Raw genomic sequence first — 26165 nt, forward strand, 5'->3', positions numbered from 1 at the left:
CTTTCAAAGAATAAAACGGGAAAGATCGATATCAGCAGCAAGCTCACCAATAGATTTTCTCACGTAAGCAGCATCAATTTTAAACGATGTTCCAGCTTTATCAGGCGCCGTAAAAGAAATCTCATCCAAAACGCGCTCCATCACTGTTTGCAAACGACGTGCCCCTATATTTTCAATCCTTGCATTTAAATCTACAGCAATATCTGCTAAAGCATCAATTGCATCATCGGTAATTTCTAAATGAACCTCTTCCGTTGCCATAAGAGCAATATATTGTTTAATCAAACTGGCTTCTGGTTCTGTTAGAATGCGTCGTAAATCTTCCCTTGTTAAAGGATTGAGCTCCACACGGATGGGCAAACGCCCTTGAAGTTCCGGTAATAAATCAGATGGCTTGGAAACATGAAATGCACCTGAGGCAATAAAAAGAATATGATCTGTTTTGATTTGCCCATATTTTGTAGCAATTGTTGTTCCTTCCACCAAAGGCAAAAGATCACGTTGAACGCCCTCACGCGAAATCGCAACACTTGCTCCACCGTCTCTGGTTGCAATTTTATCAATTTCATCAATAAAAACAATACCATCATTTTCAGCAACACGAAGCGCCTCTTGAATAATTTGCTCCTGATCAAGGAGTTTTTCAGATTCATCATCAATGAGCGGTTTAAAAGAATCCTTTACTGTCGTTTTACGGACTTTTGTACGACTGCCCATTTTGCCCAAAATATCTGATAAATTCATAATACCCATTTGTGCCCCAGGCATACCAGGAATATCAAAGGTTGAAGCACTATTGCTATTATTATCGGCTACTTCAATTTCAATCTCTTTCTCATCCAATTCACCTTCACGCAATTTTTTACGAAAACTATCACGGGTAGCAGGACTTGCTGTTTTACCAACAAGGGCGTCTAGAACGCGCTCTTCAGCATTCACGTGAGCCTTTTCTTTTATTTCATCCCGTTTCTTTTCACGTACAAGAGAAATGGCAATTTCAACAAGATCTCGAATAATTTGCTCAACATCACGTCCCACATAACCAACTTCAGTAAATTTCGTCGCTTCTACTTTCACAAAAGGTGCTCCAGAAAGTTTTGCTAATCGACGTGCGATTCCTGTTTTACCAACACCTGTTGGCCCTATCATTAAAATATTTTTTGGCATAACTTCTTCACGCATCGGCTCATCAAGCTGTTGCCTACGCCACCGATTGCGCAGTGCAATAGCTACAGAGCGTTTGGCATCATTTTGGCCAATAATAAAACGATCAAGTTCTGAAACAGTCTCACGAGGGGAAAATACAACACACATTTAAATAGCTTTCTCTAAAGAAGATAATTCTGCATCCAATGTTTCAATCGTAAAATGATCATTGGTGTAAACACAAATTTTAGCGGCAATAGCCATAGCTTTACGAGCAATAGTTTCTGCATCCAAATCCAAGTCCATGAGTGCCCGCGCAGCCGAAAGAGCAAAATTTCCTCCAGAGCCAATTGCCATAACCCCATCTTCTGGTTCTAAGACATCACCAAGCCCTGTTAGAGCCAAAGTTACTTTCTTATCAGCCACGAGCATCATCGCTTCAAGACGACGCAAATAGCGATCTGTTCGCCAATCTTTTGCAAGTTCTACACATGCACGCATAAGCTGATCAGGATATTGCTCAAGCTTTGTTTCCAATCTCTCCAGTAATGTAAAAGCATCTGCCGTAGCACCTGCAAAACCAGCAACAACCACTCCGCTTTTTCCAAGACGACGGACTTTACGTGCATTGCCTTTCATAATCGTTTGTCCAAGAGAGACCTGACCGTCGCCAGCCATCACAACTTTGCCACCTTTTCGTACCGTAATAATCGTTGTACCATACATTATATCTGGCTTATGTTCTGTCATAAGGAGACTCCTTAATATTAACTTTACTTTTTAATATTGATTTCTTTTCATACAATGTAAAACTCAATTACTATTGTCCTATTTAAGAACATATACAGAAAAACACAATGATTCAGCATAACTCAATTTTTTAAAATTGAAAAAATGATATCATTGTTGTCAATGTAAATTACTGCTAAATAGCTTTATTTAAACAGTTTGTACCCTTTAGAGGAAAATTATGAAAAAAATAGCCATAGGAACCTTAGGTGGAACAATTGCAATGACTGCTGATAGTTCTGGCCATATGCAACCGACTTTAACCTCAGATAACCTCATAAAAAATGTTCCTAATTTAAATGACGTTGCTGATATTCATGCACAAACATTAATACAAATGCCAAGTGGATCTTTATCTTTTAAAATTCTTTTTGAAATAATCGCTTGGGCAAAACAACAAATAAACGCTGGTGCAGAAGGTATTGTTTTAACGCAAGGTACTGATACTCTGGAAGAAACAGCTTTTTTTCTTTCTCTTTACTGGAAGGAAGCTGAACCACTCATTATAACTGGTGCTATGCGTATGCCTCATGAAGCAGGCGCTGATGGACCAGCTAATATTTTAGCAGCAACTCGTGTCGCGGCAGCCCCACAAAGTCGTAACAGGGGCGTTCTCGTTGTCATCAATGACACAATTCATTCACCTTATTGGCTGTATAAAAGCCATACCGTCAAAATTGAAACATTTCAATCAGGCCTCGCAGGTATTTTGGGAACTATTTTAGAAGGAAAACTCATTTATTTTAATGATCGAAAATTTTTCCCAAAAACGTTTGATCTTCCCCAAAATCACGATCATCAAATTGCACTCCTCTATTCCTCTTTATCATCTGATGCACAATTAATGAGATTCTGCCTTGAAAGTGGGTATTATGCTGGGCTTGTTATAGCTGGTTTTGGTTCAGGACACTGTAGTTTTCAAGAAGCAGACCTTGTACAACAATATGCACAAAAAATACCAATTATTATTGCTAGTCGTTGTTGTAATGGCTCAACAACTCGTATAACTTATGGCTATAAAGGCTCAGAAATCGATATGATTGCTTCTGGTGCTCTCATGTCTGGTTATTTATCAGCTGTAAAAGCGCGTCTACTTTTATGGGCTTTTTTGGCGCAAGGGTACTCATTAGAACAAATCCGTGCAAACTGGAATGACTGGACTATAAGTTAATGAAAAATGATCTATTATCTTAAAAGAAGAGAGCATGCAAAACAAAATTTATTTGAAAATAAAGCCGCTCATCTGTCTGCTCTTAATCAATTGCTGCTGCAAAAAAATCTCGACAAATACAAATGATTGATACGACTATACAAAAAATTAATCAGAAAGATAATCTGGTCAAATCCGTTTCTGACCGATATTCACCCTATCGTGTTTTTACTGCACAAGAATGGTCAGAGTTTCGTGAAGACACACCTCTTACTTTGACTTTTGATGAAATTAAGCGTTTACGCTCTATTGATGATCCTATCGATCTTAAAGAAGTCCAACGCATTTATCTTTCTTTATCGCGTCTGTTATCATGCCATGTTGAAGCAGTACAGGAACTTTTTCACAAACGTCAGCAGTTTCTCCATCAAGAAGAGAGTAGAAAAACGCCCTTTATTATTGGAATTGCTGGTTCTGTAGCTGTAGGAAAATCAACCACGGCTCGCATTCTTCAAGAACTGTTGAAACGTTGGACATCTAGTCTTAAAGTTGATCTAATCACAACGGATGGTTTTCTCTATCCTAACGCAATCTTACAGCAAAAAAATCGTATGAATCGTAAAGGATTTCCTGATTCCTATGACATTAAAAAACTGCTGTGCTTTCTTTCGGCTATAAAAGCAGGTATCGGAAATGTCCGTGCCCCACTTTACTCACATATGACCTATGATGTTCTAGAAAATCAGACAATTACCATTGATCGTCCTGATATTTTAATTGTTGAAGGTATTAATGTATTACAGGTCAGTGATCTTCCTAAAGATGGAAAAGCTATTCCTTTCGTATCAGATTTTTTTGATTTTTCAATCTATGTCGATGCCGAAACAGAAGTCATTCGTCACTGGTATTTGGAGCGCTTTAAACGTTTGCGTAAAACAACTTTTCAAAATCCTGAATCCTATTTTCACCGTTATGCCCACCTCAATGAAAAAGAAGCCTCAAAAATCGCTGAGGATCTTTGGCAAACGATTAATTTAAAAAATTTACAGGAAAATATATTGCCAACACGACCACGGTCCAATCTCATTCTACGAAAGGGAAAAAATCATTTGGTCGAATATGTCGCACTTAGACGACTATAAGGATCTCATAACTATGCAGCACCACCATATTCATTTTACCTCAACGCGTATCGATAACAGTTGCCCTATCATCTTGGTAAACCAAAGAAGTCTTGCTAACTTATCACTTGATGCATCAACAACAGCATGGATAAAAGTTAATGACTTTACTGGCAAAGCAGGACAAATACTCTTTGTTCCTCACGAAACGGGGCATTTAAAAAAAGTTTTATTTGGAATTGGCGATGGTAACGATCCTTTTATCACAGGAGTTCTTGCTCAAAAACTTCCTGCTGGTCAATGGCATTTAGAAGGTACAACCTCTGATGAAATAAATACCTATCTTGGATTGGCATTTGGTAGCTATCAATTTAATCGCTATCGTCAAAATTCTTCTTTCAAATCATTATCCATCCATGTCAATGAGGCCGTTGATCTTAATGAACTCCAACGAATTTATGAAGCTGTCTTTTTCGTCCGTGATCTCATTAATATTCCAGCCAATGATATGAACACTGACGCTCTCGAAGAAGAAACTCGCCAACTAGGGAAAATTTATGGTGCTCATGTCCAAAGTATTTGTGGAGATGATCTCTTAACCCATAACTTTCCAATGATTCATGCCGTGGGACGAGCAGGCAGTACTGCACCACGATTGATTGAGTTACTCTGGGGGCAAGAACATCATCCTAAAATAACGTTGGTGGGCAAAGGCGTAACTTTTGATACTGGAGGACTCGATATTAAATCAGCCAATAACATGTTGCTTATGAAAAAAGACATGGGGGGTGGGGCAAACGTTTTGGGATTGGCTAAACTTATCATGGATGCAAAATTGCCTTTCCGTCTCCGTGTTTTGATTCCAGCCGTAGAAAATGCAATTTCTGCGAATGCTTACCGACCAGGCGATATTCTCAAAAGTCGTAAAGGCTTAAGTGTTGAAGTAGGCAATACAGATGCTGAAGGGCGACTTGTTCTTGCCGATGCACTCACCTATGGTGATGAAGAAAGTCCACAATTCATGCTTTGTATGGCTACTTTAACAGGGGCAGCCCGTATAGCATTAGGACCAGATCTTCCCGCATTTTATTGTAATGATTCAATATGGGCACAACAAATTTCTGAATCTGCTCATGCTGTCTTTGATCCTCTTTGGCAAATGCCCCTTTGGAAACCTTACCAAGAGATGTTATCATCACCAATTGCTGATCTTAACAATGTAACTGGAAATAGCTTTGCTGGTTCTATAACAGCTGCTTTATTTCTTAATTCTTTTGTTGAAAAAGCTGAACATTTTGCGCATTTCGACCTTTATGGGTGGGTTCCAAAAGAAAAACCAGGGTACCCTATTGGTGGATCAGCACAAACTATTCGTGCCCTTTATAATATTTTTAAAAAATGAATTTTGACACAAAATATCCACAAAAATGGACAATTTTGCAATTTCAAGAACAATTGCTATCGTTTTAAACTGTGTTCTTAGTTGTGTTTGAAGATAGAAACCTTACCAATAGAGTTTCCATGAGTTTATTTAAAGGTGAGAAACAAAAAAATGGAAAGCAAAAAGATGAACTCTAAAGACCCAAGACTCCATGCATTCAGAGATGATCTAGCAGATCAACGTCTTGAAACAGAAATTACCGCTCAGCGCTTTGTTCAAGGTGAAAAAAGACGCGTTAATACAGCGGTTGCTGGACTTTTTAAAGAAAATAATAAAAAAAGTGAAAGACAAACAGAATGCTTATTCGGAGAAGAACTTCTCATTTTTGAACAAGGGGAAACAATGTCGTGGGGACAATCACTCAAAGATGGTTATGTTGGTTATATTGATACAAAAGTTCTTTGTACATCAACCATAAAACAAACGCATGTGGTTTCGGTACCACGCACATTTAAATATTTACAAGCTGACTTACATGGACCGATAGAGTTCCCTTTATCTATGGGAAGCAAAGTCAGTGTTGCTGATGAAATTGAAATCCGTGACACACGGTATTCTATTCTTGAAAATGGAACAGCAATCATTACGAACCATCTCAGCCCCATTGGACGCGTATATGAAGATTATGTTACGGTTGCAGAAACCTTTATCCGTACACCTTATCTTTGGGGTGGGGTCAGCGGTTTTGGAATTGATTGTTCAGGACTCATCCAACTCTCGATGATGATGACCGGTCAAATAGTTTTACGTGACACTGATATGCAGCAAAAAACTATAGGCAAGCTTCTTACAGACACTGATAAACTTCAACGAGGCGATTTGATTTTTTGGAAAGGTCATGTTGCTATTATGGTTGATCATGAAAATATTATTCATGCAAGTGGTTTTTCTATGGACGTTATGATCGAGCCATTGGAACAGGCAATTACGCGTATCGCTAAAAAAAATCAATATCCCATCGCAAAACGCCGTCCAATTTAGGAGACTTAATATATACCTCTTATAAAAAATTAATTGAATGTTTTTATTATACAATAAATTGATTTATAAGGATAATTATCCATCATTCACTCTGCGTCAAGCATTTTAAATATCGTAAAATTCTCTTATTTCAAATCTGTTTTTATGTTGAATCAATCAAAATCGCTTGCCTGTTTATCGCAAGCGAAATTGATGTATAAATAAAAATATCCCTTCTGAATGCTCTCAAATACCAAGAGCTATCATAATAACATTGGGACCAGCTTACTCCTTCATAAGCGTAAAGATGGTGGTGCTCAATGGCTTTATCGTTATACCATTCAGGCGCCAGTGCGAAATGGACTTGGGTACTTTAAGAAATGCCTTTTTAAAACAATCTCATAAATATGCAACGCAATAGCGTTCTGTATTATATGAGGGGTGTGCCCCCATTGTTCGAAAAGAGCATTTTTGATCTTTTCTTAAAGCTCATATCCAATATTCATTTAGAAGTCTTTATTAATATTCGCCTATCTTTAAATAGTGTAAAGACTCATCAACAGGCTTACTGAATAATATGTATTAAAATATCATACAGTTAATTATAATCATAAACTCGTATGACACCATTTGAATCAGCGTTTTCGATATTATCATATTTCACTGTTTCAAACACCTTTATTACAAACCAATAGAGAAATGAGCGTATTCTTTTCAAAAAAAATGAAGATTGCACAATTCCTTATATTTTTATCTCTTCCATTCTGAATGAAATATATAAACTTCATAAAACACTCTCACATTAATTTGTATTTCTCATTTATATACTTAAGTCAGATAGCTTTTTCCTCATCTCTCATACTATAATACAATCCCCTAAGTACTCTTCTCTTCATGTTTTTCTTTTATATTTAATAGTTCATTAGCCATATATTTTATTCAGTTTAAAATTATTTTTCACATTACATACTACTCTTTTTATGAGTACGTTATTGAATTTTTTTGATTGAGAAACAATAGAGCATCAAGAGAAATAATGAAACGATAATGTATAATTATCAATCATAAGCTATTATGAAATAAATACTCCTAATATTTTTCGGTGCATCCAAGACAATCTCTCAATGATAATCGCAAAAAGTATAAATCCATTATCTACCACCATTTTTATGCTTATGAAGCGTACAAAGGAACCATTATACACTTTTGCCCATTCTCAATATTGCGATACCCCCTAGTTGTTGGAGAGCGTTTTTTCAGCACGTATTTTATTTTTTTCTTAAATAACTTTATCCACATGACCCTCTCCGCTTGGAACGGGCAAAAGAATGGTTTTGATTAATTTAACATAAAACAGATTTGAAATGAGAAAAATTTTTACGACTCTGAACTTCCTCATTCAACATGAAAATTTAAAATTATCATTTTAAATCAATATATTGAATTATATTTAAACAATATTTGCTTCTTATAACACATTAAAGAAGATGATTTTTCAATACCTGAACCAATGGTTTATCAGCATTAGGCATAGGGTATTTATCAAGATCATTAATAAAAACCCATTCTAAATTTTGCCCTTCTCGTCCTTGCGCAACGCCCTCATAATGGTAACAAAGATACAATGGCATTAAGAGATGAAATGTTTCATAGCTATGGCTCGCAAACGTTAAAGGGTGTAAATTATTTGGTTGAACATAAATACCAAGCTCCTCTTCTAGTTCACGAATCAATGAAATTTCTGGAGTTTCACCTTGCTCAACCTTTCCACCAGGAAACTCCCATAAACCAGCCAGTGATTTTCCTTCAGGACGCTGTGTAAGCAAAACACGATTATTCTGATCGAACAATGCGCATGCAACAACAAGAAGAATGGAACTTTTTATACACATATCACTCCCCAATAGGGAACATAAAGATAACTGTCTTTTCTATCATATCCCCTCTGCTCCTAAAAGAGCTCACATACCCCATTTTCTCTGAAAATAATAAGTTGTTAAATATAAAGTGCATTCGTTAACTTCTATAATCGCTGTTGATCATAACGTACTCTTTTGTTAAATCGCAAGACCAAACTGTCGCCGTACCATTACCCAAACCGATATCAACACGAATTGTTATGTGTTTACTTTGCATATAAGTACCTATTGCTTCTTCACAATACTCAGGATCTCGTTCGCCATTAATCGCCAAACGATGTTCACCAAACCAAATCGTTAACAGATCACGGTCTACTTCAACACCTGCCTTACCCACTGCCATAACAACCCGCCCCCAATTGGCATCTTCACCGGCAATTGCTGTTTTTACAAGGGGTGAATTTGCAATTGAGAGAGCAATCGTTTTTGCAGCATCGTTTGTTGTAGCACCAATTACATTAACTTCAATTAAATGACGAGCACCTTCACCATCACACACCACTTGTAACGCAAGCTCATGCAAAAGTGCACTCAAGTGCTTTGAGAACACTTCATAACGCGGATCTGTTTTACATCTAATGCAAGGAAAATTTTCTTTTCCTGTCGCAAACATCATGAGTGTATCTGAGGTTGAGGTATCGCTATCAACCGTGATTGAATTGAAAGAGCTCTGAACCGCCTCTGACAACATGGATTGGAGTGCATCCGAAGAAATGGTAGCATCACTAACCACAAATGACAGCATTGTCGCCATATCGGGTGCAATCATACCAGCACCTTTTGCAATTCCATTAATGGTAACATGCTCTCCCCCACAGTCAAAAGTGCACGTAGCAAGTTTTGGAAATGTGTCCGTTGTCATTATGGCTTTTGCAGCTTCCAACCAATTTCCCTCTTCTGCTGTCTCTGTCATACTGGGTAACAGATTGACAATACCCGATGCATCCATTGGCTCACCAATAACACCCGTAGAAGCTATAAAAATTTCATCTTCTCTAACCTTTAAAGCGTTCGCTGCTGCACAGATGATTGCATTGGTTGTGTGCTTTCCTTTGCTTCCTGTAAAAGCATTTGCATTTCCAGAATTCACAATAACCCCCCTCGCAACCCCATGAGGAAGCGATGCACGACAATGCTCTACAGGGGCAGATGGACATTTTGAACGGGTAAAAACACCGGCCACACTCACTGGTTTATCGAATATGATGAAAAGAAGATCTGTACGATTTTTATATTTAATCCCAGCTTCAGCTGTTGCTATCCGTACACCAGATAAAGGAGAAAGCTCCTGGATCTTTTGAGGCGACAAAGGAGAAATTTTCAAAACCACAATATGCTTTCTATAAAAACGAATGAAATGATTGCAGATCAATAACCTCTCATAGAAAACTGCTAGTTTTTTTGAACAAAACTAACCTAGCAAATTATCTATTAAAGAGGCTATCCACCTATTTTTCCTAGCTACTCCGTATCTTCTTCATCGGATGTCTCATCGGGAAGTAGCGTCCCATTTTGATGAAGCGATTCCATGATTTTTGTAACATTAGGATCAGGGTATTTCACATCTATCTTGCTACGCAAATCAACAATCAGTTCTTGATAGCGCTTTTTTATCAGCTGTGTCCGCAACATCTCTTTAACATCATCAAATGCAGGCGGTTGTTTTACACGACGATCTTCTAATTTAATAATATGCCAACCAAAAGGACTTTCAACGGGTTGTTTCGTGTATTCGCCAACTTTCAAACCAAATGCTGCATCTTCAAAAGGCTTGACCATTTGACCATGGCTAAAATAACCAAGATCACCCCCAACGGCAGCAGAACCATCTGTTGAACTTTTCTTTGCAATCTCTTCAAAATTTTCGCCTTTATTCAAATGCTTAATGATAGCTTCTGCCTCTTTTCTCGTTTTGACCAAAATATGACGCGCTTTAACCTCATCCTCTTTAGGTAAAGCCGCAACTTCTTGCTTATAAAGAGCTTCCAAATCAGTGTCCGATATTTTGTCAACAATCGCCTGTTTAAAATAAAGCTGCTGAAGAACATTGTCACGCATGACTGCCATACGTTTATCGTAAGCTTCTGTCTTATCAAGACCTTTGCTTCTTGCTGCTTTTGCAAGTGCCTGCATATCTAAATAAGCTTTTAGAACCATCATACGGCGTTGTTCATCAGGAAAACGTGCTAAATTAGGATTTATTTCAAGCGCTAAATCATCTAATTGGCCTGCTGTAATATTTTTCCCATCAATAATCGCCATAATATGAGAAGGAGAAACGGATTTTTCAGAAGCTTTCTCTAAAGTCTTTAAATCATTCGACGATGAATTCAAACCTTCTTGGGCTTTCACCCCTAAACTTGTACTTGCCAATAAAGTTGATGCTAAAAACAGCGTGATAAAGTTAAATTTCATAAATATACTCCTTAAAAATGAAGGCAGGTTCAAGATTCCAATTTTCTTTACCATAACACTTTAATCTTTAAACATAGAGAAATAAATTGGTAATTTATTTCAAAAAAGTATAAAATTGTCCTTTTATCTCAGTTTCTCCAATCCTATCTAATGCAGATGAAAAACATGATAATAGAGAAAAATGACATATTGTATCTTAAATTACTTTGTATTGTATCAATTAAATAGCATACTTAAAGTTGACATAGAGCGCTTAGCCTCTTATCTCTACTTTACAATTAAAGTGGAAAATTGCACACCAGCAAGTATAATGGTACCATCTGCATTTCATGATGTCTCTAATGATATCAGATAACTTGAAAAAAATGTAGAGTATGGGGAAAGCGTATGAATTACCCAACAAGAGTGACAACAATTAAAAGAAAGGGCCAGAGATGGTCAGTTTAGGTGTTTTTGCCCGTAAGTTTTTTGGTTCTGCTCATGAGCGACATCTCAAAGCACTCCGCCAAAAAGTTGCACAAATTAATGCTTTGGAAGAACAATTCGTAAAATTAAGTGATGAGCAGCTTTGCCAAAAAACAGATGCCTTTCGTAAACGTCTTCGTGAAGGTGAAAGTGTTGATTTGCTCTTACCAGAAGCTTTCGCAACTGTTCGTGAAGCCGCAAAACGTGTTTATGACATGCGTCCTTTTGACGTACAACTTATTGGTGGAATGGTCCTTCACGACTGTGGCATAGCTGAAATGCGTACAGGTGAAGGTAAAACATTAATGGCAACTCTACCAATTTATCTCAATGCATTGGAGGGTAAAGGCGTTCATGTTGTGACAGTAAACGATTATCTCGCTAGTCGTGATGCTGAAACAATGGGAAAAATTTTTAGTTTTCTAGGACTTACAACGGGCGTGATTCTTCATGACCTTGATAGTGATGCCCGCCGAGAGGCCTATGCATGCGACATCACCTACGCCACAAATAATGAACTAGGTTTTGATTATTTGCGGGATAATATGGCCTTCGATCGTAGTCAAATGGTCCAACGTGGACATCATTACGCAATTGTCGATGAAGTTGATTCGATTCTTATTGATGAAGCCCGTACCCCCCTTATTATTTCTGGTCCTCTAGAAGATCGTACTGACTTCTATAACCTTATTGATACATTTATTCCTGCCTTAACTCCAGAGGACTATGAAATAGACGAAAAACAAAAAACAACGACCTTTACCGAAGTTGGTACTGAAAAAATTGAAAAACTGCTTGAACAAGCTGGGCATCTTAAAGGTGAAAGTCTTTATGACATAGAAAATGTCGCTATCGTTCATCATGTCAATAATGCTCTAAAAGCCCATAAACTGTTTGCTCGCGATAAAGATTACATTGTTCGCAATGATGAAATCGTTATTATTGACGAATTTACAGGGCGAATGATGCCTGGGCGACGTTATTCTGAAGGACTTCATCAAGCTTTAGAAGCTAAAGAGCATGTTGCTATTCAACCAGAAAACCAGACACTTGCTTCCATCACTTTCCAAAATTACTTCCGTATGTATAGAAAATTATCTGGCATGACTGGAACGGCAACAACAGAAGCCGAAGAATTCAGAAATATTTATGGTCTTGACGTTGTTGAAGTCCCTACAAATTTGCCAATACAACGTATTGATGAAGATGATGAGATTTATCGAACAGCAGAAGAGAAATATCGAGCAATTGTGCGTGATATCCGTCAAGCACACGAAAAAGAACAGCCTATTCTTGTTGGAACAACCTCTATTGAAAAGTCAGAACAATTGGCAGAGCGTTTGCGAAAAGAGGGCATTACCGGTTTTAGAGTCTTAAATGCTCGCTATCACGAGCAAGAAGCATACATCATTGCGCAAGCAGGAGTTCCTGGAGCTCTCACCATCGCAACCAACATGGCGGGACGCGGTACGGATATACAGCTTGGTGGTAATGTTGAAATGCGCATCCGGCAAGAGTTACAGGATATCCCTGAAGGTCCAGAGCGCACAGCTAAAATTGAAGAAATCAAAAAAGATGTTCAGAAGCTTAAAGAAAAAGCTTTAGCAGCTGGAGGGCTTTATGTTATCGCTACTGAACGTCATGAAAGCCGTCGTATTGATAACCAGCTTCGTGGACGTTCTGGTCGCCAAGGTGATCCTGGTCGCTCAAAATTCTTTCTCTCTCTTCAAGATGATCTTATGCGTATCTTTGGCTCTAACCGTATGGATGGTATGCTGCAAAAACTTGGATTGAAAGAAAATGAAGCCATTATCCATCCATGGATTAATAAAGCCCTTGAAAAAGCACAAAAAAAGGTCGAAGCACGAAACTTTGAAATTCGTAAAAATCTGCTAAAATATGATGATGTCATGAATGATCAACGCAAGGTTATTTTTGAACAGCGTATGGAGGTCATGAACGCAGATGATTTAACAGAAATGATCCATGAAATGCGCGATGAAGTCGTAGAGGATCTTGTAGAGGCCTATATTCCTTCAGGGACATATTCTGAAAAATGGGATGCAAAAACTCTCGAAGAAGAGCTTCAACACCTCTTTAATCTTGAGCTTCCAGTGGAAGAATGGGCAAAAGAAGACGGAATTGCCGAAGAGCAAATTCTAGAGCGTATCTCAGATGCTGTTACAAAACTTGAAAATGAGCGTACTGAACGTTACTCTCCAGAAGTTATGGCTTATTTTCACAAAGCAGTATTGCTCGAAACTATTGACACGTTATGGCGTGAACATCTGGTAAGTCTAGATCATTTGCGTTCTGTTGTTGGTTTTCGTGGTTATGCTCAACGGGATCCACTCAATGAATATAAGACAGAATCTTTTGAACTCTTTCAAAGTATGTTGAAAAATTTGCGCAAAATTGTCACTTCTAAACTTATGCGCTTTGAAATTATTCAACACTCCACAGAACCGACCATGCCTGAGCAAACTGATGCTGCTTCTTCTATCTTTAATGATCAAAGTCAAGAAAATGGTCCCACCTTATGGGCAAGATCACAAGAAAATAGATTTGTTAATCCACAAGATCGTGACCCTAATGATATAACCACATGGGGAAAAGTTGGACGTAATGAGCGTTGTCCTTGCGGTTCAGAGAAAAAATACAAACACTGTCATGGAACCTTTGTTTGAAAAGCAAACTATGCAAATGAATAAAAAGCGAAATTATGAGCAAGAATTGCGCACAGCTGGTTTAAGAGTAACACGCCAACGACGTATTATTCTTGATATTTTGAATGATACAAATGATCATCCCAATGCATTTGAAATTTTTCAGCGTGCAAACAAAGTGGATTCGAGTATTTCACTCTCGACGGTTTATCGAACCATGAAAACATTAGAAGGAAATGGAACAATCCATCGGCATACTTTTAGTGGTGGTCCATCTCGTTTTGAACAAGCAGATGGGCAACATCATGATCATCTCATTGATATAGAAACAGGACAAGTTATCGAGTTTCATTCTGATGTTATTGAAAAACTGCAAGAGGAAATTGCAAAATCCCTTGGCTATGATATTATTAATCATCGCCTTGAGCTTTACGGAAAAAAACTCTTAAAAAAATGATTATATATCATTAGATAAAAGACCTCTGGCAAATCAAATTTTATAAAAATTTACCTTTAAAATATAATAGTTTTCATTGGCAAAAAAAAAAAATTGCTTTATTACCTCTTTTTGTATGATGCTATGCGGTAATTCATTGCCAATATTATAACAAAAAATCATTGCAACAAAATACTATAAAAATTGTATTATGAAAAATTAGGCCAATATTATCATGGTTTCTTTGCCACAAGATCGTATGAGACAGCTTGAAAAGCGCTTTGAAATAATTGAAAGCCAAATGACGACGAATCCAAATGCTGAAACATATGTCAAATTAGCTTCTGAATATGCAGAACTACAACCCGTTATTGCCTCTATACGCGCATTAAATGCTCTTTACGAAGAGATTACAGAATTAGAAACGATTATCAACGATAAACAAACAGATATAGAGATGCGTAATCTTGCCCAAGAAGAGCTACCATCGTTATATAAAAAAGTAGAGCAATTTGAAAAAGAACTCCAAATTCTGCTTTTGCCTAAAGATGTTGCTGATGAAAAAAACGCTATTGTTGAAATTCGAGCAGGAACGGGTGGATCAGAAGCAGCACTTTTTTCCGGTGATCTTTTCCGCATGTATGAACGTTATGCCCATGCTCACAATTGGAAAGTAGAGGTTATTTCAATCAGTGAGGGGGAAGTTGGTGGATATAAAGAGATTATTGCTACCATTTCAGGAAAAGGAGTCTTTTCTAAATTGAAATATGAATCAGGGGTTCATCGTGTGCAACGTATCCCCGAAACAGAGACAGGTGGACGTATCCATACATCTGCTTCTACCGTTGCTGTGCTTCCAGAGGCTGAAGAAATTGATATCGATGTTCGTCCTGAAGATATTCGTATCGACACAATGCGTGCATCTGGAGCAGGAGGACAGCATGTTAATACAACGGATTCAGCTGTTCGTATCACGCATATTCCAACAGGAATTATGGTCGTACAAGCAGAAAAATCACAACATCAGAACCGAGCACGAGCCCTTCAAATTTTACGGGCACGCTTATTCGATATCGAACGACAAAAAGCGGAAAGTGAACGTTCAGCTTCCCGTAAAAGTCAAGTTGGTTCTGGTGATCGTTCAGAACGTATTCGTACCTATAATTTTCCACAAGGACGCGTCACGGATCACCGTATTAATCTAACCTTGTATAAGCTTGATCGCATTCTAGAGGGAGATCTTGATGAGCTTATTCATGCACTCATCTCAGATCATCAAACAACACTGCTGATGGAAATGGATAATAATTGAGTAAATATTCTTTCAAGAATGTCATCCAGCAAATGCAAGAAAAATTGCGCACGAAAGGAATTGCTGAAGCCAATCTCGATGCGAAAATACTCGTTGAATGGATAACAGGAATAAATGCTGCTGAAAGAATTTCTCAACCAGATATGCATCTATCTTCTGAGCATATTATACAAATAGAACAAGCTTTACAACGGCGTATTGCAGGCGAACCCGTCTACCGTATTATAGGAGCACGAGAATTTTATGGTATATCTTTTACATTGTCTCAAGAGACGTTAGAACCACGCCCTGATACAGAAACGCTGATAGATCTTGTTCTCCCTTTTCTCCAAAAACAGGTCGAAAATTCAAGAAGAACAACATTCCTTGATATGGGAACAGGAAGTGGCGCCATTGCCATTGCACTCCTTAAACAAATTCCCCAATCCTATGCGGTGGCAGTCGATATTTCTGAAGATGCCCTTAAAACAGCGAAAAAAAATGCAAAAAATGCTGAAGTAGCACACCGCTTCACACCTCTTCTTAGCGACTGGTTTGATTCTGTCGCAGATCGCTTTGATTTCATTATTTCCAATCCACCTTATATTCCCGCAAAAGATATCAAAAAACTTGCAAAAGAAGTGCGCTTATATGATCCATTGCGCGCTCTGATAGGAGGGGAAGATGGTCTTGATTTTTATCGAAAACTCGCCCATGAAGCAGCCAACCACTTAAAAGAAAACGGCTATGTCGCTGTTGAAATTGGTTTCTCTCAAGAAAATGAAGTTTGCAATCTGTTTGAAAAAAATGGTTTTCAATGTTTAGAAGTGCGCAAAGATCTCTGTGGGATACCTCGCGCTCTTCTGTTTACATGCAAATATTAAAATTCCCAATCATCATCCGTAGTAGCAACCGCCTTACCAATGACATAAGAAGAACCAGCCCCTGAAAAAAAGTCATGATTTTCGTCAGAGTTTGGTGATAAAGCTGCCAAAATAGCGGGGTTAACATGACAAACCTCAGGTGGGAAAAGAGCTTCAAAACCCAAATTCATTAAAGCCTTGTTTGCATTATAATGGAGAAAAATTTTAACATCTTCCGTCAATCCAAGTGCATCATAAAGATCTTCAGTATATTTGCACTCGATATGATAAAGGTCAAAGAGCAAGTTAAAAGCAAAATCTTTAATTTCTTGCTTTTTGGCTTCATCAAGCTTTGCAAAGCCTAATTGGAATTTATAACCTATATAATAACCATGAACAGCTTCATCACGAATGATCAGTCGAATGAGATCTGCTGTATTGGTTAACTTAGCTCGGCTGGCCCAATACATTGGTAAATAAAAACCAGAATAAAATAAAAAGCTTTCCAGTAAAGTAGAAGCAATTTTTTTCTTGAGTGGATCATTTGCTTCATAACGTTCAAGTACTAATCTAGCCTTTTTCTGCAAATGAATATTTTCTTCCGACCATCTAAATGCATCATCAACTTCTACCGTCGAGCAAAGGGTTGAAAAAATAGAGGAATAAGAACGTGCATGAACCGCTTCCATAAATGCAATATTCGTTAAAACTGCCTCCTCATGCTCTGTTATCGCATCAGCCAACAGTGAAATGGCTCCTACAGTATTTTGAATTGTATCGAGAAGCGTTAATCCTGTAAAAACACGAATTGTTAGCTTGCGTTCTTCATCCGTTAAGCTTGACCATGAGGGAATATCATTGGAAAGCGGAACCTTTTCAGGCAACCAAAAATTTCCAGTTAAGCGGTTCCATACTTCAAGATCTTTCTCATCATGTAATCTATTCCAATTAACAGCACACACAACAGGATTTTTGGTTGTAATCTTGGTCATACGATGATCTCCTATAAACTACACGAAACACAGCCATCTACTTCTGTTCCACTCAATGCTACTTGCCGTAATCGTACATAGTAAATACTTTTTATCCCCTTTTTCCAGGCATAAATTTGTGCGCGATTAATATCACGTGTAGTAGCCGTATCAGGAAAAAATAATGTTAATGAAAGACCTTGATCAACATGCTGTGTTGCCGCAGCATAGGTATCTATAATTTTTTCAGGGCCAATCTCATAAGCATCTTGGTAAAAATTCAAATTCGTATTATCCATATAAGGAGCGGGATAATAAACGCGCCCAATTTTTCCCTCTTTGCGAATTTCGATTTTTGAAGCAATCGGATGAATAGAGGAAGTGGCATGATTAATATAGGAGATAGATCCCGTGGGAGGAACTGCCTGTAGATTGCGATTATAAAGCCCGTACTCAACAACTAAATCCTTGAGTTCCTGCCAATCCTTTTGACTTGGAATAACAATATTGTTCCGCTCAAAAAGCTCTTGCACAAGCGCAAATTGCGGTTTCCATTCTCTTTCAATATATTTCTCGAAAAAACGTCCATCTGCATAAGCTGATTTTTCAAACCCTGCAAACATTTCTTGACGTTCGCGCGCAATTAAATTGGAAGCACGTATGGCGTGATATGTCACAATATAAAAATAGATATTGGTAAAATCAATCGCTTCTGGAGACCCATAATAGATCTGCTCACGCGCTAGAAACCCATGCAAATTCATTTGTCCCAAACCAATCGCATGACTTTCAGCATTGCCTTTCGCAATGGAAGGCACACAATCAATATTGCTCATATCCGAAACAGCAGTCAGAGCGCGAACAGCAGATTCCACGGTCTGTCCAAAATCAGGACTTTCCATTGCTTTGGCAATATTCATGGATCCAAGATTACAGGATATATCACTTCCAATCGTGCGATAAGTTAAATCTGTCTCCAGTTCACTCGCCTCACTCACCTGCAAAATTTCTGAACATAAATTGCTCATACTTATGCGCCCAGCTATCGGATTCGATCGATTAGCAGTATCCTCAAATAAAATATAGGGATAGCCCGACTCAAATTGAATTTCCGCTAATGTCTGGAAAAAAACGCGTGCACTTATTTTCTTTTTACGAATCTTTGCATTATCAACAAAAGAACGATAATGCTCCGTTAAAGAAATATCGCTAAAGGGCTTACCTGTCACACGCTCGATGTCATACGATGAGAAGAGATACATATCCTCATTATTCCGTGCAAGCTCAAAAGTAATATCAGGAATAACAACACCAAGCGAAAGCGTTTTAATTCTAACTTTTTCATCAGCATTTTCACGCTTTGTATCCAAAAACTTCATAATATCTAAATGATGAGCATGCAAATAAACAGCTCCAGCCCCCTGACGTGCCCCAAGCTGATTGGCGTAAGAAAAAGAATCTTCCAAAAGTTTCATCACTGGTAAAACACCTGAGGACTGATTTTCTATTTGCTTAATTGGCGCTCCAGCTTCCCGCAAATTCGTTAAACAAAGCGCCACACCTCCACCACGTTTTGAAAGCTGCAAAGCCGAATTAACCGCACGACCTATCGATTCCATATTATCTTCAACACGTAGCAAAAAACACGAAACCAATTCACCTCGTTGTTTTTTCCCAGCATTTAAAAATGTCGGTGTTGCCGGTTGAAAACGTCCTGTAATAATTTCATCCACAAAACTTTCAGCAAGAGCTTTATTCCCTTGTGCCAAATATAAAGCCACAAGACAGACACGATCTTCATAACGTTCAAGATAACGTTTCCCATCAAAAGTCTTCAGTGTATAGCTGGTATAGTACTTAAATGCGCCTAAAAAGGTAGGAAAACGAAACTTAAATGCATAAGCACGTTTAAAAAGCTTTTTAATAAAAGAAAAATCATAAAGCTCAAATAAAGCTTTTTCATAATAACCTTCTTCTATTAAGTAATCTATTTTTTCCTTCAGGTTATGAAAAAAAACTGTATTTTGATTAACATGCTGAAGAAAATATTGCCGTGCAGCAAGCCGATCCATATCAAATTGAATATGACCATTTTCATCATAAAGATTAAGCATTGCATTCAACGCATGATAATCTGTAATCTGATCCGATTTCTGCGATTGTCCTATACCAATTGTTTCCAAAATCTTTCCAATCCCTTTTTTACATAAATAACGTCTTCATCAGTTCCACGCAGCTCAAAACGATAAAGGCAAGGTACACAACATTTTTCAGCAATAATTTTACTTGCTAAATTATAATAGCGACCAAAATTACGATTCCCACCGCCAATAACACCACAAATTAATTTTCGGTTCTCAGCTTCATCAAGAAACTGGACAACGGCTTTCGGCACGGCCCCTCTTCCTTCGCCATCTGCATATGTAGGAACAACCAATACATAAGGTTCACCAACCAATGCAGAAGGCTTTCTTTTATCAATTTTGAAGAGTCGTTGACCAAGCTGCGAGACAAAATGTTCTGTATTACCCGTTGCACTCGAATAATAAACAATAAGCCCCATTAAGCACAAAGACCACTAATCATATCTGGTCTAAAACCAGACCAATGATTTTCACCACAAACAACGACAGGAACCTGACGATACCCCAGAGATTGAACAAAACTGTATGCTTGTTCATCACAAGAAATATCAACAACACGATAATGAATGCCTTTTGCATCAAAAGCGCGGCGTGTAGCATCACATTGGACACAAGATGGTTTGCTATAAATAGTGATCGACATTTTCTTCAACTTTCACAATTCCAAACAATCAACCCTGAAAGGTCAATCTAATAATTTTATAGGTACTCAAGAATAACAAAAAACAGAAATTGTACGCAAAACATGTGGTTATTTTCAAATAATACACTGCTTCCTGAACATAACAGAATTCCTCATCAAATAACTTCAAAAACTATGATGAGAATAAGCGATTATTCTACAACTTAAATGGCAAAGCCCCCTAGTTATAAAACAATCTTTTGTTTGCATTACAATTCCCTCCTGCTGTCTAAAAAACTAACGTTCTAAACCACCGTTTTTCAAGAGCTCTGTTTTACTCTTTTACGGCAAAAATCAATTACAAAAACGAAAGGGAATCCTTCCAAAAGAGATTCTTCAGTAAAAATACTGCTATACCTTTGGCCAATAAACTCTTTACAATAATGGAAATAACTTAGATACCAAACGAAACACACTAACACCCTCTCTTGTGCTTATTTAGAATCACCAATCATTTTGATACTATATATAGTATATACTCTCTCTCTTTCGTCAAGGTGAATTCAATTATTATTTTTAATTTTCCACGATCTTCACACTAAAATTTTCAGTACTCAAAACTATGTAATAATATAACATTTTGTTGACAAACGTTATATTATTACATAGTTTCCCAAATAATAAGCAATGATGGTAAAAAATATGGATCTGCACTTCAATAAGACAACATTAGGCTATAGGAATAGAATAGCAATAAAGAACTTTTCAGCAAAGTTAAAAGCTGGTTCATTGGTTGCAATAACAGGTGATAATGGCGCTGGAAAATCAACACTGCTAAAAGCCATCGCCGGATTGATTAAACCTCTTAAAGGAAAAATTACAAAACCAAAAAAAAGCCGCATTGCTTATCTTGCTCAGCAATGTGATGTAGATCAAACATTTCCAATTGATGTGAAAACGCTTGTAAAAACAGGATTGTGGTCTTTTTGTGGATTATGGAAAAACCAGCGCCCTTATGATTCTAAGATTCAAAATGCTCTTAAAATGGTTGGGCTTACAGAACTCGCACCCCGTTCGCTTGAAACATTATCAGGCGGGCAATTGCAACGCGCTCTTTTTGCACGTATCATTGTACAAGATGCCAATATTATTTTGCTTGATGAACCTTTCAATGGTGTAGATCATAATACCCAAAAAGATCTTCTTGCACTGATTACATGCTGGCAACAGCAAGGACGCACAATTCTCACCGCACTCCATAACCCTCTCATCGTGCAAGAATTTTTCCCCCAAATGATTCAAATTGATCAACAAAACGCCTTTTATGGAGAAACAACACAGTTTTTAAACAACACCATTCATCACGTTATGCCATCTCTCACATCCAATTCTTTCCCTATTAGCGCACAAAAACAAAATCTTCCCATCAATGATCCTCTCTTTCTTAGGTTATAAGACGTGTATGCATTTTTTCTTGCCCCCTTTGTTGATTTCCAATTTATGCAAAACGCCCTTATCGGTTCTATTTTCCTGTCTATTAGCGCTTGTCCTGTTGGTGTATTTTTGATGCTCCGTGGAATGAGCTTGACAGGAGATGCTATTTCTCATGCCATTCTTCCTGGTGTTGCAACTGCTTTTCTGATTTGTGGTTTTTCCCTCATATCTATGACTCTTGGTGGCATCTTCGCTGGTATTATTGTTGCTTTAGCAACCATTTTGATTTCACGAAACAGCTTTCAGAAAGAAGATGCATCAATGACCGTCTTTTATCTTATTGCACTCGCGTCAGGTGTTATTATTATCTCACTGAAAGACTCAACAATTGAGTTGCTTCATCTCTTATTCGGATCGGTTCTTGCACTTGATGCACAAGCCCTTTGGTTAATCACTACTATAATGCTGATTACACTCTGCAGCCTTTGTATTTTTTGGCGTGCACTCGTTTTAGAAAGCTTTGACCCCCTCTTTTTTAAATCACTCTCTCCATTGAGTAAATATATTCATATTTCATTGCTTGGACTTGTGGTGTTGAATCTGGTTGGAGGCTTTCAATCACTAGGAACATTACTCTCCGTTGGCATTATGATGATTCCAGCCATTACAGCCCGTTTTTGGTTTTCACGGCTAGGCCCTATTTGCGCGCTTTCCACTCTTTTTGGAATCATTTCTAGCGTATGTGGTCTCCTGCTTTCTTTTCATCTTTCACTTCCCTCCGGCCCAGCTATCATCATGGCCGCAGGATTTATTTATCTTGTTTCCTGTTTGATAAGCCCACGTGGCTTTATTGTAACATGGTTTCCCCACCTCTTCTATACCTCCTCACTTTAAGGAAAAAAATGTGCCTAAGTTTGCTCAAAAATTTGCTCTTCTTGGAGCTTTATTGCTTGCCCTTTCTCCATTTTCTGCTTCTGCACACAATAAAATAAAAGTTGTTGCGAGCTTTTCCATTCTCGCAGATCTCGTAAAAAATGTAGGAGACAACCATATCTCTATGACCACTTTTGTAGGTCCCAATGCGAATACCCACACTTATGAACCTACTCCTCATGATGCTCAAGCTCTTAGAAATGCTCAAATTATTTTCATCAACGGACTTCATTTAGAGGGGTTCATTGACCGCCTCATCACAGCAAGCGGTACAAAAGCACTTCTTGTCAAAGTTAGTGATAATATACCCCCTCTCGAAATGAAAAAACAAGAACATGATGCCCATCATCACAGCGTTATTGATCCACACGCTTGGCAAACAATTCCCAATGTCGAAATCTATGTGAAGAATATCGCTGCTGCTTTTTGTAAAATCGATCCACAATCCTGTACCAGCTACAAAAAAAATGCCGAAACCTACATTCAAAAACTTAAAATAGCACAAGATACCCTGAAAACAAAAATTGCTGCCATTCCTAAAGATAAACGTATCATTATCACATCTCATGATGCCTTTGGCTATTTTGCCAAGGAATATGGTTTTACTATCCTTGCCCCTCAAAGTGCTTCAACAGAAGCTGAAGCAACCGCAGCCGATGTAGCCAAGCTTATCAAACAAATTAAAGCGAATAAAGCAGCTGCCCTATTCGTTGAAAATATCTCTAATCCCCGTCTCATAAAACAGATTGCAAAAGAAACAGGTTTAACAATTGGTGGAACACTTTATTCTGATGCATTGTCAAACAAAAATGGCCCTGCAGCAACTTATCTCGATATGATGGAACATAATGTAAATACCATCATTGATGCTATCACGAAACCTTAAAAAATCTTCTACGAAAGAGAGAAGAAAAAATTCATAAAATCATAGATCTATGATTATGTTACCAATAATACTCAATCCTCATGATTGGTGACAATGATATAAAACAAAGTTGATTTTACAGAAAAAATTTATACCCTATAGATGCTAAAATGGATCAAAGTTAAGATATAAGGTGCATAGTGCCATCATCTATGAATAATTTTCTCTCTCTATTTTTCTTATTCATTCTTTATAAGATACATAAATTATTACATCAGGAAATATATAATAATAGATTGTTTTTTATTGATAAAGTACCTTTCTAAATGAGAAGAAATATGGTTAATAAATGGTTATTATCTCTTGATGTTTTTCTACAATGAAAAGAACTTTATTATGTTTGATGTTTGAAAATAATATCCTTCTTATAGACCATAAAAGTGCAAGATTTCATTATATGAGTGTTTCGAATATTCTCAACATCATGTGACAATGGACCATTACCAAAACTTTTAAAATTTTATTTTTAATCTCATCGGTTATACTCTGATTTTGTGAATGTAATCGAGAAAGTCAAAACACAACATTATCATGACGCAGCATAAAAGAGAGTCGTATCACATCAATTAATGCTTACTTATTATTTGTGCGCTTTCCTGTGTTTTTATTAAAAGTATGAAAATTCTGATGAGCAACAGTGAAACTTAGTTTTTGACCATAGTCGTGTGTCAAGCGCTCTTTTATTTCAATCGTAAAGATGATACCATTCCAACGCGTTAAAACATGGCAACCTGTTCCAATAGGCTTGATAAGCTCAATTTTTGTGTGAAAGACTGGTCCTTTATCTGGATGTTCGCCCAATAAGATTATCTCAGGTCTGAAGGCTAAAAGATCTGTTTCTTCGCTATAAGTAAATGAATGCCCAAAATGTTGTTCTAAGACATGGCGATCAAGAAAATTCATAGGAGGAGAACCAATAAAATCAGCAACAAATGTTGTTGCTGGAGTATCGTAAATTTCCATTGGTGTTCCAATTTGCTCGATAGCTCCTTTATTCAAAACGACTATTCTATCAGCTAATGTCATAGCTTCTAGTTGATCATGGGTAACATAGAGGCTGGTTGTTCCTAATGAACGCTGTAGTGTTTTTATCTCAATACACATTTGTGCCCGTAATTTTGCATCAAGATTTGAAAGAGGTTCATCAAAGAGAAAAACACGGGGTTGACGTACAATCACACGCCCCATTGCTACACGCTGGCGTTGTCCTCCTGATAATTGTCGTGGTTTACGATCAAGAAATGGTTCTATTTCCAAAAGTTTTGCAGCATGTGCGATACGTTTTTTAATTTCTTCTTTAGGGGTTTTTCGATTTTTAAGACCATATTCTAAATTTCCACGAACTGTCATATGGGGATAAAGAGCATAATTTTGAAAAACCATAGCAACATCACGATCAGCGGGTTCACGATCATTGATACGTTCGTTATCAATACGTAGTTCACCTGAGGTAACTTGTTCAAGCCCTGCAATAATACGTAATAAGGTTGATTTTCCACACCCTGAAGGACCAACAAGAACAAGAAGTTCTTTATCGGCAATAGTTAAGTTTAAATCATCAATGACCAGAATGCCGTTGTCATACTGTTTTTTTATATTTGATAACTGGATTATGGCCACAATTACTTCTCCGTTTCAATAAGGCCTTTGATAAAAAGCCGCTGCATGAAGATAACAACAAGAACAGGGGGAACCATGGCAACAACCGATACTGCCATGAGTATATTCCATTGAGGATCATGTTGAAGTGATTCGACAATAAGCTGTTTTAAAATAATAAGGATCGTTTGATGATTTTGATCCGTTGTGATGATAAGAGGCCAGAGATATTGTATCCATCCATAAATGAACATAATGATAAATAAAGCAGCGATATTGCTTTTACTAAGAGGAAGAAGAATATCCTTAAAAAATTTAACTGGACCTGCACCATCAACACGTGCCGCCTCTAAGAGTTCATCTGGAACAGTCAAAAAAAACTGGCGAAATAAAAATGTAGCAGTTGCAGATGCAATAAGTGGAATAATCATTCCACTATAAGTGTTAACCATCCCCAATTTCGCAACAATCTCATAGGTTGGAAGAATACGAACTTCGACAGGGAGCATCAATGTAACAAAAATAAGAACAAAAGCAGTTTTTCGGAAGGGAAAACGCATGTAAACAATTGCATAAGCAGACAAAAGTGAAATAATAATTTTTCCAATACTAATCCCAAGAGCCATAATGAGTGAATTCATTAAGAGTGGCCAGAGGTTGGGCAAACCCAGCTGTGCAAGGCCATCACCAAAGATTGTTTTATAATTTTCCAGAGCATACTTCCCAGGCAAAAGAGGAAGTGTTCCTGAGTTAAATGCTGCTGAACTATGAGTTGATGCAATGATAGCAACATAAACTGGAAAGCAAATAATGATAATACCAACAATAAGCGTTATATGGGTTAGAAATTTCAAAACAGGGCGATTTTCAACCAT

General features: G+C 37.5%; 22 protein-coding genes. 11 read left to right on the forward strand and 11 right to left on the reverse strand.

Annotated elements, in window-relative coordinates:
* Positions 1-3 precede the first annotated feature (3 nt).
* Complete coding sequence (gene hslU, locus ACFIJJ_RS04045) at positions 4-1314, reverse strand: ATP-dependent protease ATPase subunit HslU (protein ID WP_375623021.1); 1311 nt, start codon at positions 1312-1314, stop codon at positions 4-6.
* Positions 1315-1896 carry an ATP-dependent protease subunit HslV gene (hslV, locus tag ACFIJJ_RS04050; protein WP_375623019.1) on the reverse strand — a complete coding sequence of 194 codons (582 nt, stop codon included), beginning with the start codon at positions 1894-1896 and terminating at the stop codon, positions 1315-1317.
* 220 nt (positions 1897-2116) lie between these two features.
* Between hslV and ACFIJJ_RS04055 the strand changes: the two genes are divergently transcribed.
* The 4 genes from ACFIJJ_RS04055 (at position 2117) to ACFIJJ_RS04070 (ending at position 6628) form a co-directional block, all read left to right on the forward strand.
* A complete protein-coding gene (locus ACFIJJ_RS04055) occupies positions 2117-3106 on the forward strand; it encodes an asparaginase (protein ID WP_375645994.1) in 990 nt (329 codons plus the stop codon).
* 122 nt (positions 3107-3228) lie between these two features.
* Positions 3229-4227 carry a type I pantothenate kinase gene (gene coaA, locus ACFIJJ_RS04060; RefSeq protein WP_273790598.1) on the forward strand — a complete coding sequence of 333 codons (999 nt, stop codon included), beginning with the start codon at positions 3229-3231 and terminating at the stop codon, positions 4225-4227.
* Between the two features lie 13 nt (positions 4228-4240).
* Complete coding sequence (locus ACFIJJ_RS04065) at positions 4241-5608, forward strand: M17 family metallopeptidase (protein ID WP_375623015.1); 1368 nt, start codon at positions 4241-4243, stop codon at positions 5606-5608.
* A 165-nt stretch (positions 5609-5773) separates the two neighbouring features.
* Complete coding sequence (locus ACFIJJ_RS04070; RefSeq protein WP_375645996.1) at positions 5774-6628, forward strand: NlpC/P60 family protein; 855 nt, start codon at positions 5774-5776, stop codon at positions 6626-6628.
* Between the two features lie 1457 nt (positions 6629-8085).
* On the opposite strand, the gene mutT is transcribed toward ACFIJJ_RS04070, so the two are convergent.
* The 3 genes from mutT to ACFIJJ_RS04085 form a co-directional block, all read right to left on the reverse strand.
* Positions 8086-8499, reverse strand: coding sequence for an 8-oxo-dGTP diphosphatase MutT (mutT, locus tag ACFIJJ_RS04075; protein WP_375623010.1), 414 nt, complete (start codon positions 8497-8499; stop codon positions 8086-8088).
* 124 nt (positions 8500-8623) lie between these two features.
* Complete coding sequence (gene argJ / locus ACFIJJ_RS04080) at positions 8624-9856, reverse strand: bifunctional glutamate N-acetyltransferase/amino-acid acetyltransferase ArgJ (RefSeq protein ID WP_375623008.1); 1233 nt, start codon at positions 9854-9856, stop codon at positions 8624-8626.
* Positions 9857-9987: 131 nt separating this feature from the next.
* Positions 9988-10941: a peptidylprolyl isomerase gene (locus tag ACFIJJ_RS04085; RefSeq protein ID WP_375645999.1), complete on the reverse strand. Its 954-nt coding sequence runs from the start codon at positions 10939-10941 to the stop codon at positions 9988-9990.
* Positions 10942-11375: 434 nt separating this feature from the next.
* Here ACFIJJ_RS04085 and secA point away from each other — a divergent pair, with 434 nt between their 5' ends.
* The 4 genes from secA (at position 11376) to prmC (ending at position 16683) form a co-directional block, all read left to right on the forward strand.
* Positions 11376-14093: a preprotein translocase subunit SecA gene (secA, locus tag ACFIJJ_RS04090; protein WP_375646001.1), complete on the forward strand. Its 2718-nt coding sequence runs from the start codon at positions 11376-11378 to the stop codon at positions 14091-14093.
* Complete coding sequence (locus ACFIJJ_RS04095; RefSeq protein ID WP_375623002.1) at positions 14032-14529, forward strand: Fur family transcriptional regulator; 498 nt, start codon at positions 14032-14034, stop codon at positions 14527-14529. Before secA ends, ACFIJJ_RS04095 begins: the two co-directional genes overlap by 62 nt.
* Positions 14530-14743: 214 nt before the next feature.
* Positions 14744-15820 carry a peptide chain release factor 1 gene (gene prfA / locus ACFIJJ_RS04100; RefSeq protein ID WP_375646003.1) on the forward strand — a complete coding sequence of 359 codons (1077 nt, stop codon included), beginning with the start codon at positions 14744-14746 and terminating at the stop codon, positions 15818-15820.
* The gene (gene prmC, locus ACFIJJ_RS04105) at positions 15817-16683 is read left to right on the forward strand and encodes a peptide chain release factor N(5)-glutamine methyltransferase (RefSeq protein WP_375646005.1); all 867 of its coding nucleotides are present in this window, start codon (positions 15817-15819) and stop codon (positions 16681-16683) included. The genes prfA and prmC overlap by 4 nt, the downstream gene beginning before the upstream one ends.
* Here the strand turns inward: prmC and nrdF are convergent.
* From nrdF to nrdH, 4 genes are read right to left on the reverse strand one after another with little or no spacing between them, the layout of a single operon-like run.
* On the reverse strand, positions 16680-17654 hold the full coding sequence (nrdF, locus tag ACFIJJ_RS04110; protein ID WP_375622996.1) for a class 1b ribonucleoside-diphosphate reductase subunit beta: 975 nt from the start codon (positions 17652-17654) through the stop codon (positions 16680-16682). The genes prmC and nrdF overlap by 4 nt on opposite strands.
* Before the next feature lie 11 nt (positions 17655-17665).
* Positions 17666-19816 (reverse strand): class 1b ribonucleoside-diphosphate reductase subunit alpha, encoded by a 2151-nt coding sequence (gene nrdE / locus ACFIJJ_RS04115; protein WP_375646006.1) that lies wholly within the window; start codon positions 19814-19816, stop codon positions 17666-17668.
* On the reverse strand, positions 19798-20196 hold the full coding sequence (gene nrdI / locus ACFIJJ_RS04120; protein WP_375646008.1) for a class Ib ribonucleoside-diphosphate reductase assembly flavoprotein NrdI: 399 nt from the start codon (positions 20194-20196) through the stop codon (positions 19798-19800). Before nrdI ends, nrdE begins: the two co-directional genes overlap by 19 nt.
* Entirely contained in the window at positions 20196-20420 is a 225-nt protein-coding gene (gene nrdH, locus ACFIJJ_RS04125) for a glutaredoxin-like protein NrdH (RefSeq protein WP_005774163.1), read from the reverse strand. The genes nrdI and nrdH overlap by 1 nt, the downstream gene beginning before the upstream one ends.
* Positions 20421-21101: 681 nt before the next feature.
* On the opposite strand from nrdH, the gene ACFIJJ_RS04130 reads away from it, so the two are divergent.
* From ACFIJJ_RS04130 to ACFIJJ_RS04140, 3 genes are read left to right on the forward strand one after another with little or no spacing between them, the layout of a single operon-like run.
* The gene (locus tag ACFIJJ_RS04130; protein ID WP_375646010.1) at positions 21102-21854 is read left to right on the forward strand and encodes an ABC transporter ATP-binding protein; all 753 of its coding nucleotides are present in this window, start codon (positions 21102-21104) and stop codon (positions 21852-21854) included.
* A gap of 3 nt (positions 21855-21857) precedes the next feature.
* Positions 21858-22727 carry a metal ABC transporter permease gene (locus tag ACFIJJ_RS04135; RefSeq protein WP_375622989.1) on the forward strand — a complete coding sequence of 290 codons (870 nt, stop codon included), beginning with the start codon at positions 21858-21860 and terminating at the stop codon, positions 22725-22727.
* A 10-nt stretch (positions 22728-22737) separates the two neighbouring features.
* Entirely contained in the window at positions 22738-23652 is a 915-nt protein-coding gene (locus tag ACFIJJ_RS04140; protein ID WP_375646013.1) for a metal ABC transporter solute-binding protein, Zn/Mn family, read from the forward strand.
* Positions 23653-24264: 612 nt separating this feature from the next.
* Here the strand turns inward: ACFIJJ_RS04140 and ACFIJJ_RS04145 are convergent.
* Complete coding sequence (locus ACFIJJ_RS04145) at positions 24265-25311, reverse strand: sn-glycerol-3-phosphate import ATP-binding protein UgpC (protein ID WP_375646015.1); 1047 nt, start codon at positions 25309-25311, stop codon at positions 24265-24267.
* A 2-nt stretch (positions 25312-25313) separates the two neighbouring features.
* Entirely contained in the window at positions 25314-26165 is an 852-nt protein-coding gene (gene ugpE, locus ACFIJJ_RS04150) for a sn-glycerol-3-phosphate ABC transporter permease UgpE (protein ID WP_375646016.1), read from the reverse strand.

Source organism: Bartonella sp. TT29SHDZB (genome assembly GCF_042193395.1).
Taxonomy (GTDB): Bacteria; Pseudomonadota; Alphaproteobacteria; order Rhizobiales; family Rhizobiaceae; genus Bartonella.

What these genes read in the sequence shown, in the direction of transcription:
- hslU (WP_375623021.1), bottom strand. Translation starts at nt 1,314, where the DNA reads ATGTGTGTTGTATTTTCCCCTCGTGAGACTGTTTCAGAACTTGATCGT.
- hslV (WP_375623019.1), bottom strand. Translation starts at nt 1,896, where the DNA reads ATGACAGAACATAAGCCAGATATAATGTATGGTACAACGATTATTACG.
- ACFIJJ_RS04055 (WP_375645994.1), top strand. Translation starts at nt 2,117, where the DNA reads ATGAAAAAAATAGCCATAGGAACCTTAGGTGGAACAATTGCAATGACT.
- coaA (WP_273790598.1), top strand. Translation starts at nt 3,229, where the DNA reads ATGATTGATACGACTATACAAAAAATTAATCAGAAAGATAATCTGGTC.
- ACFIJJ_RS04065 (WP_375623015.1), top strand. Translation starts at nt 4,241, where the DNA reads ATGCAGCACCACCATATTCATTTTACCTCAACGCGTATCGATAACAGT.
- ACFIJJ_RS04070 (WP_375645996.1), top strand. Translation starts at nt 5,774, where the DNA reads ATGAACTCTAAAGACCCAAGACTCCATGCATTCAGAGATGATCTAGCA.
- mutT (WP_375623010.1), bottom strand. Translation starts at nt 8,499, where the DNA reads ATGTGTATAAAAAGTTCCATTCTTCTTGTTGTTGCATGCGCATTGTTC.
- ACFIJJ_RS04085 (WP_375645999.1), bottom strand. Translation starts at nt 10,941, where the DNA reads ATGAAATTTAACTTTATCACGCTGTTTTTAGCATCAACTTTATTGGCA.
- secA (WP_375646001.1), top strand. Translation starts at nt 11,376, where the DNA reads ATGGTCAGTTTAGGTGTTTTTGCCCGTAAGTTTTTTGGTTCTGCTCAT.
- ACFIJJ_RS04095 (WP_375623002.1), top strand. Translation starts at nt 14,032, where the DNA reads ATGAGCGTTGTCCTTGCGGTTCAGAGAAAAAATACAAACACTGTCATG.
- prfA (WP_375646003.1), top strand. Translation starts at nt 14,744, where the DNA reads ATGGTTTCTTTGCCACAAGATCGTATGAGACAGCTTGAAAAGCGCTTT.
- nrdF (WP_375622996.1), bottom strand. Translation starts at nt 17,654, where the DNA reads ATGACCAAGATTACAACCAAAAATCCTGTTGTGTGTGCTGTTAATTGG.
- nrdI (WP_375646008.1), bottom strand. Translation starts at nt 20,196, where the DNA reads ATGGGGCTTATTGTTTATTATTCGAGTGCAACGGGTAATACAGAACAT.
- nrdH (WP_005774163.1), bottom strand. Translation starts at nt 20,420, where the DNA reads ATGTCGATCACTATTTATAGCAAACCATCTTGTGTCCAATGTGATGCT.
- ACFIJJ_RS04130 (WP_375646010.1), top strand. Translation starts at nt 21,102, where the DNA reads ATGGATCTGCACTTCAATAAGACAACATTAGGCTATAGGAATAGAATA.
- ugpE (WP_375646016.1), bottom strand. Translation starts at nt 26,165, where the DNA reads ATGGTTGAAAATCGCCCTGTTTTGAAATTTCTAACCCATATAACGCTT.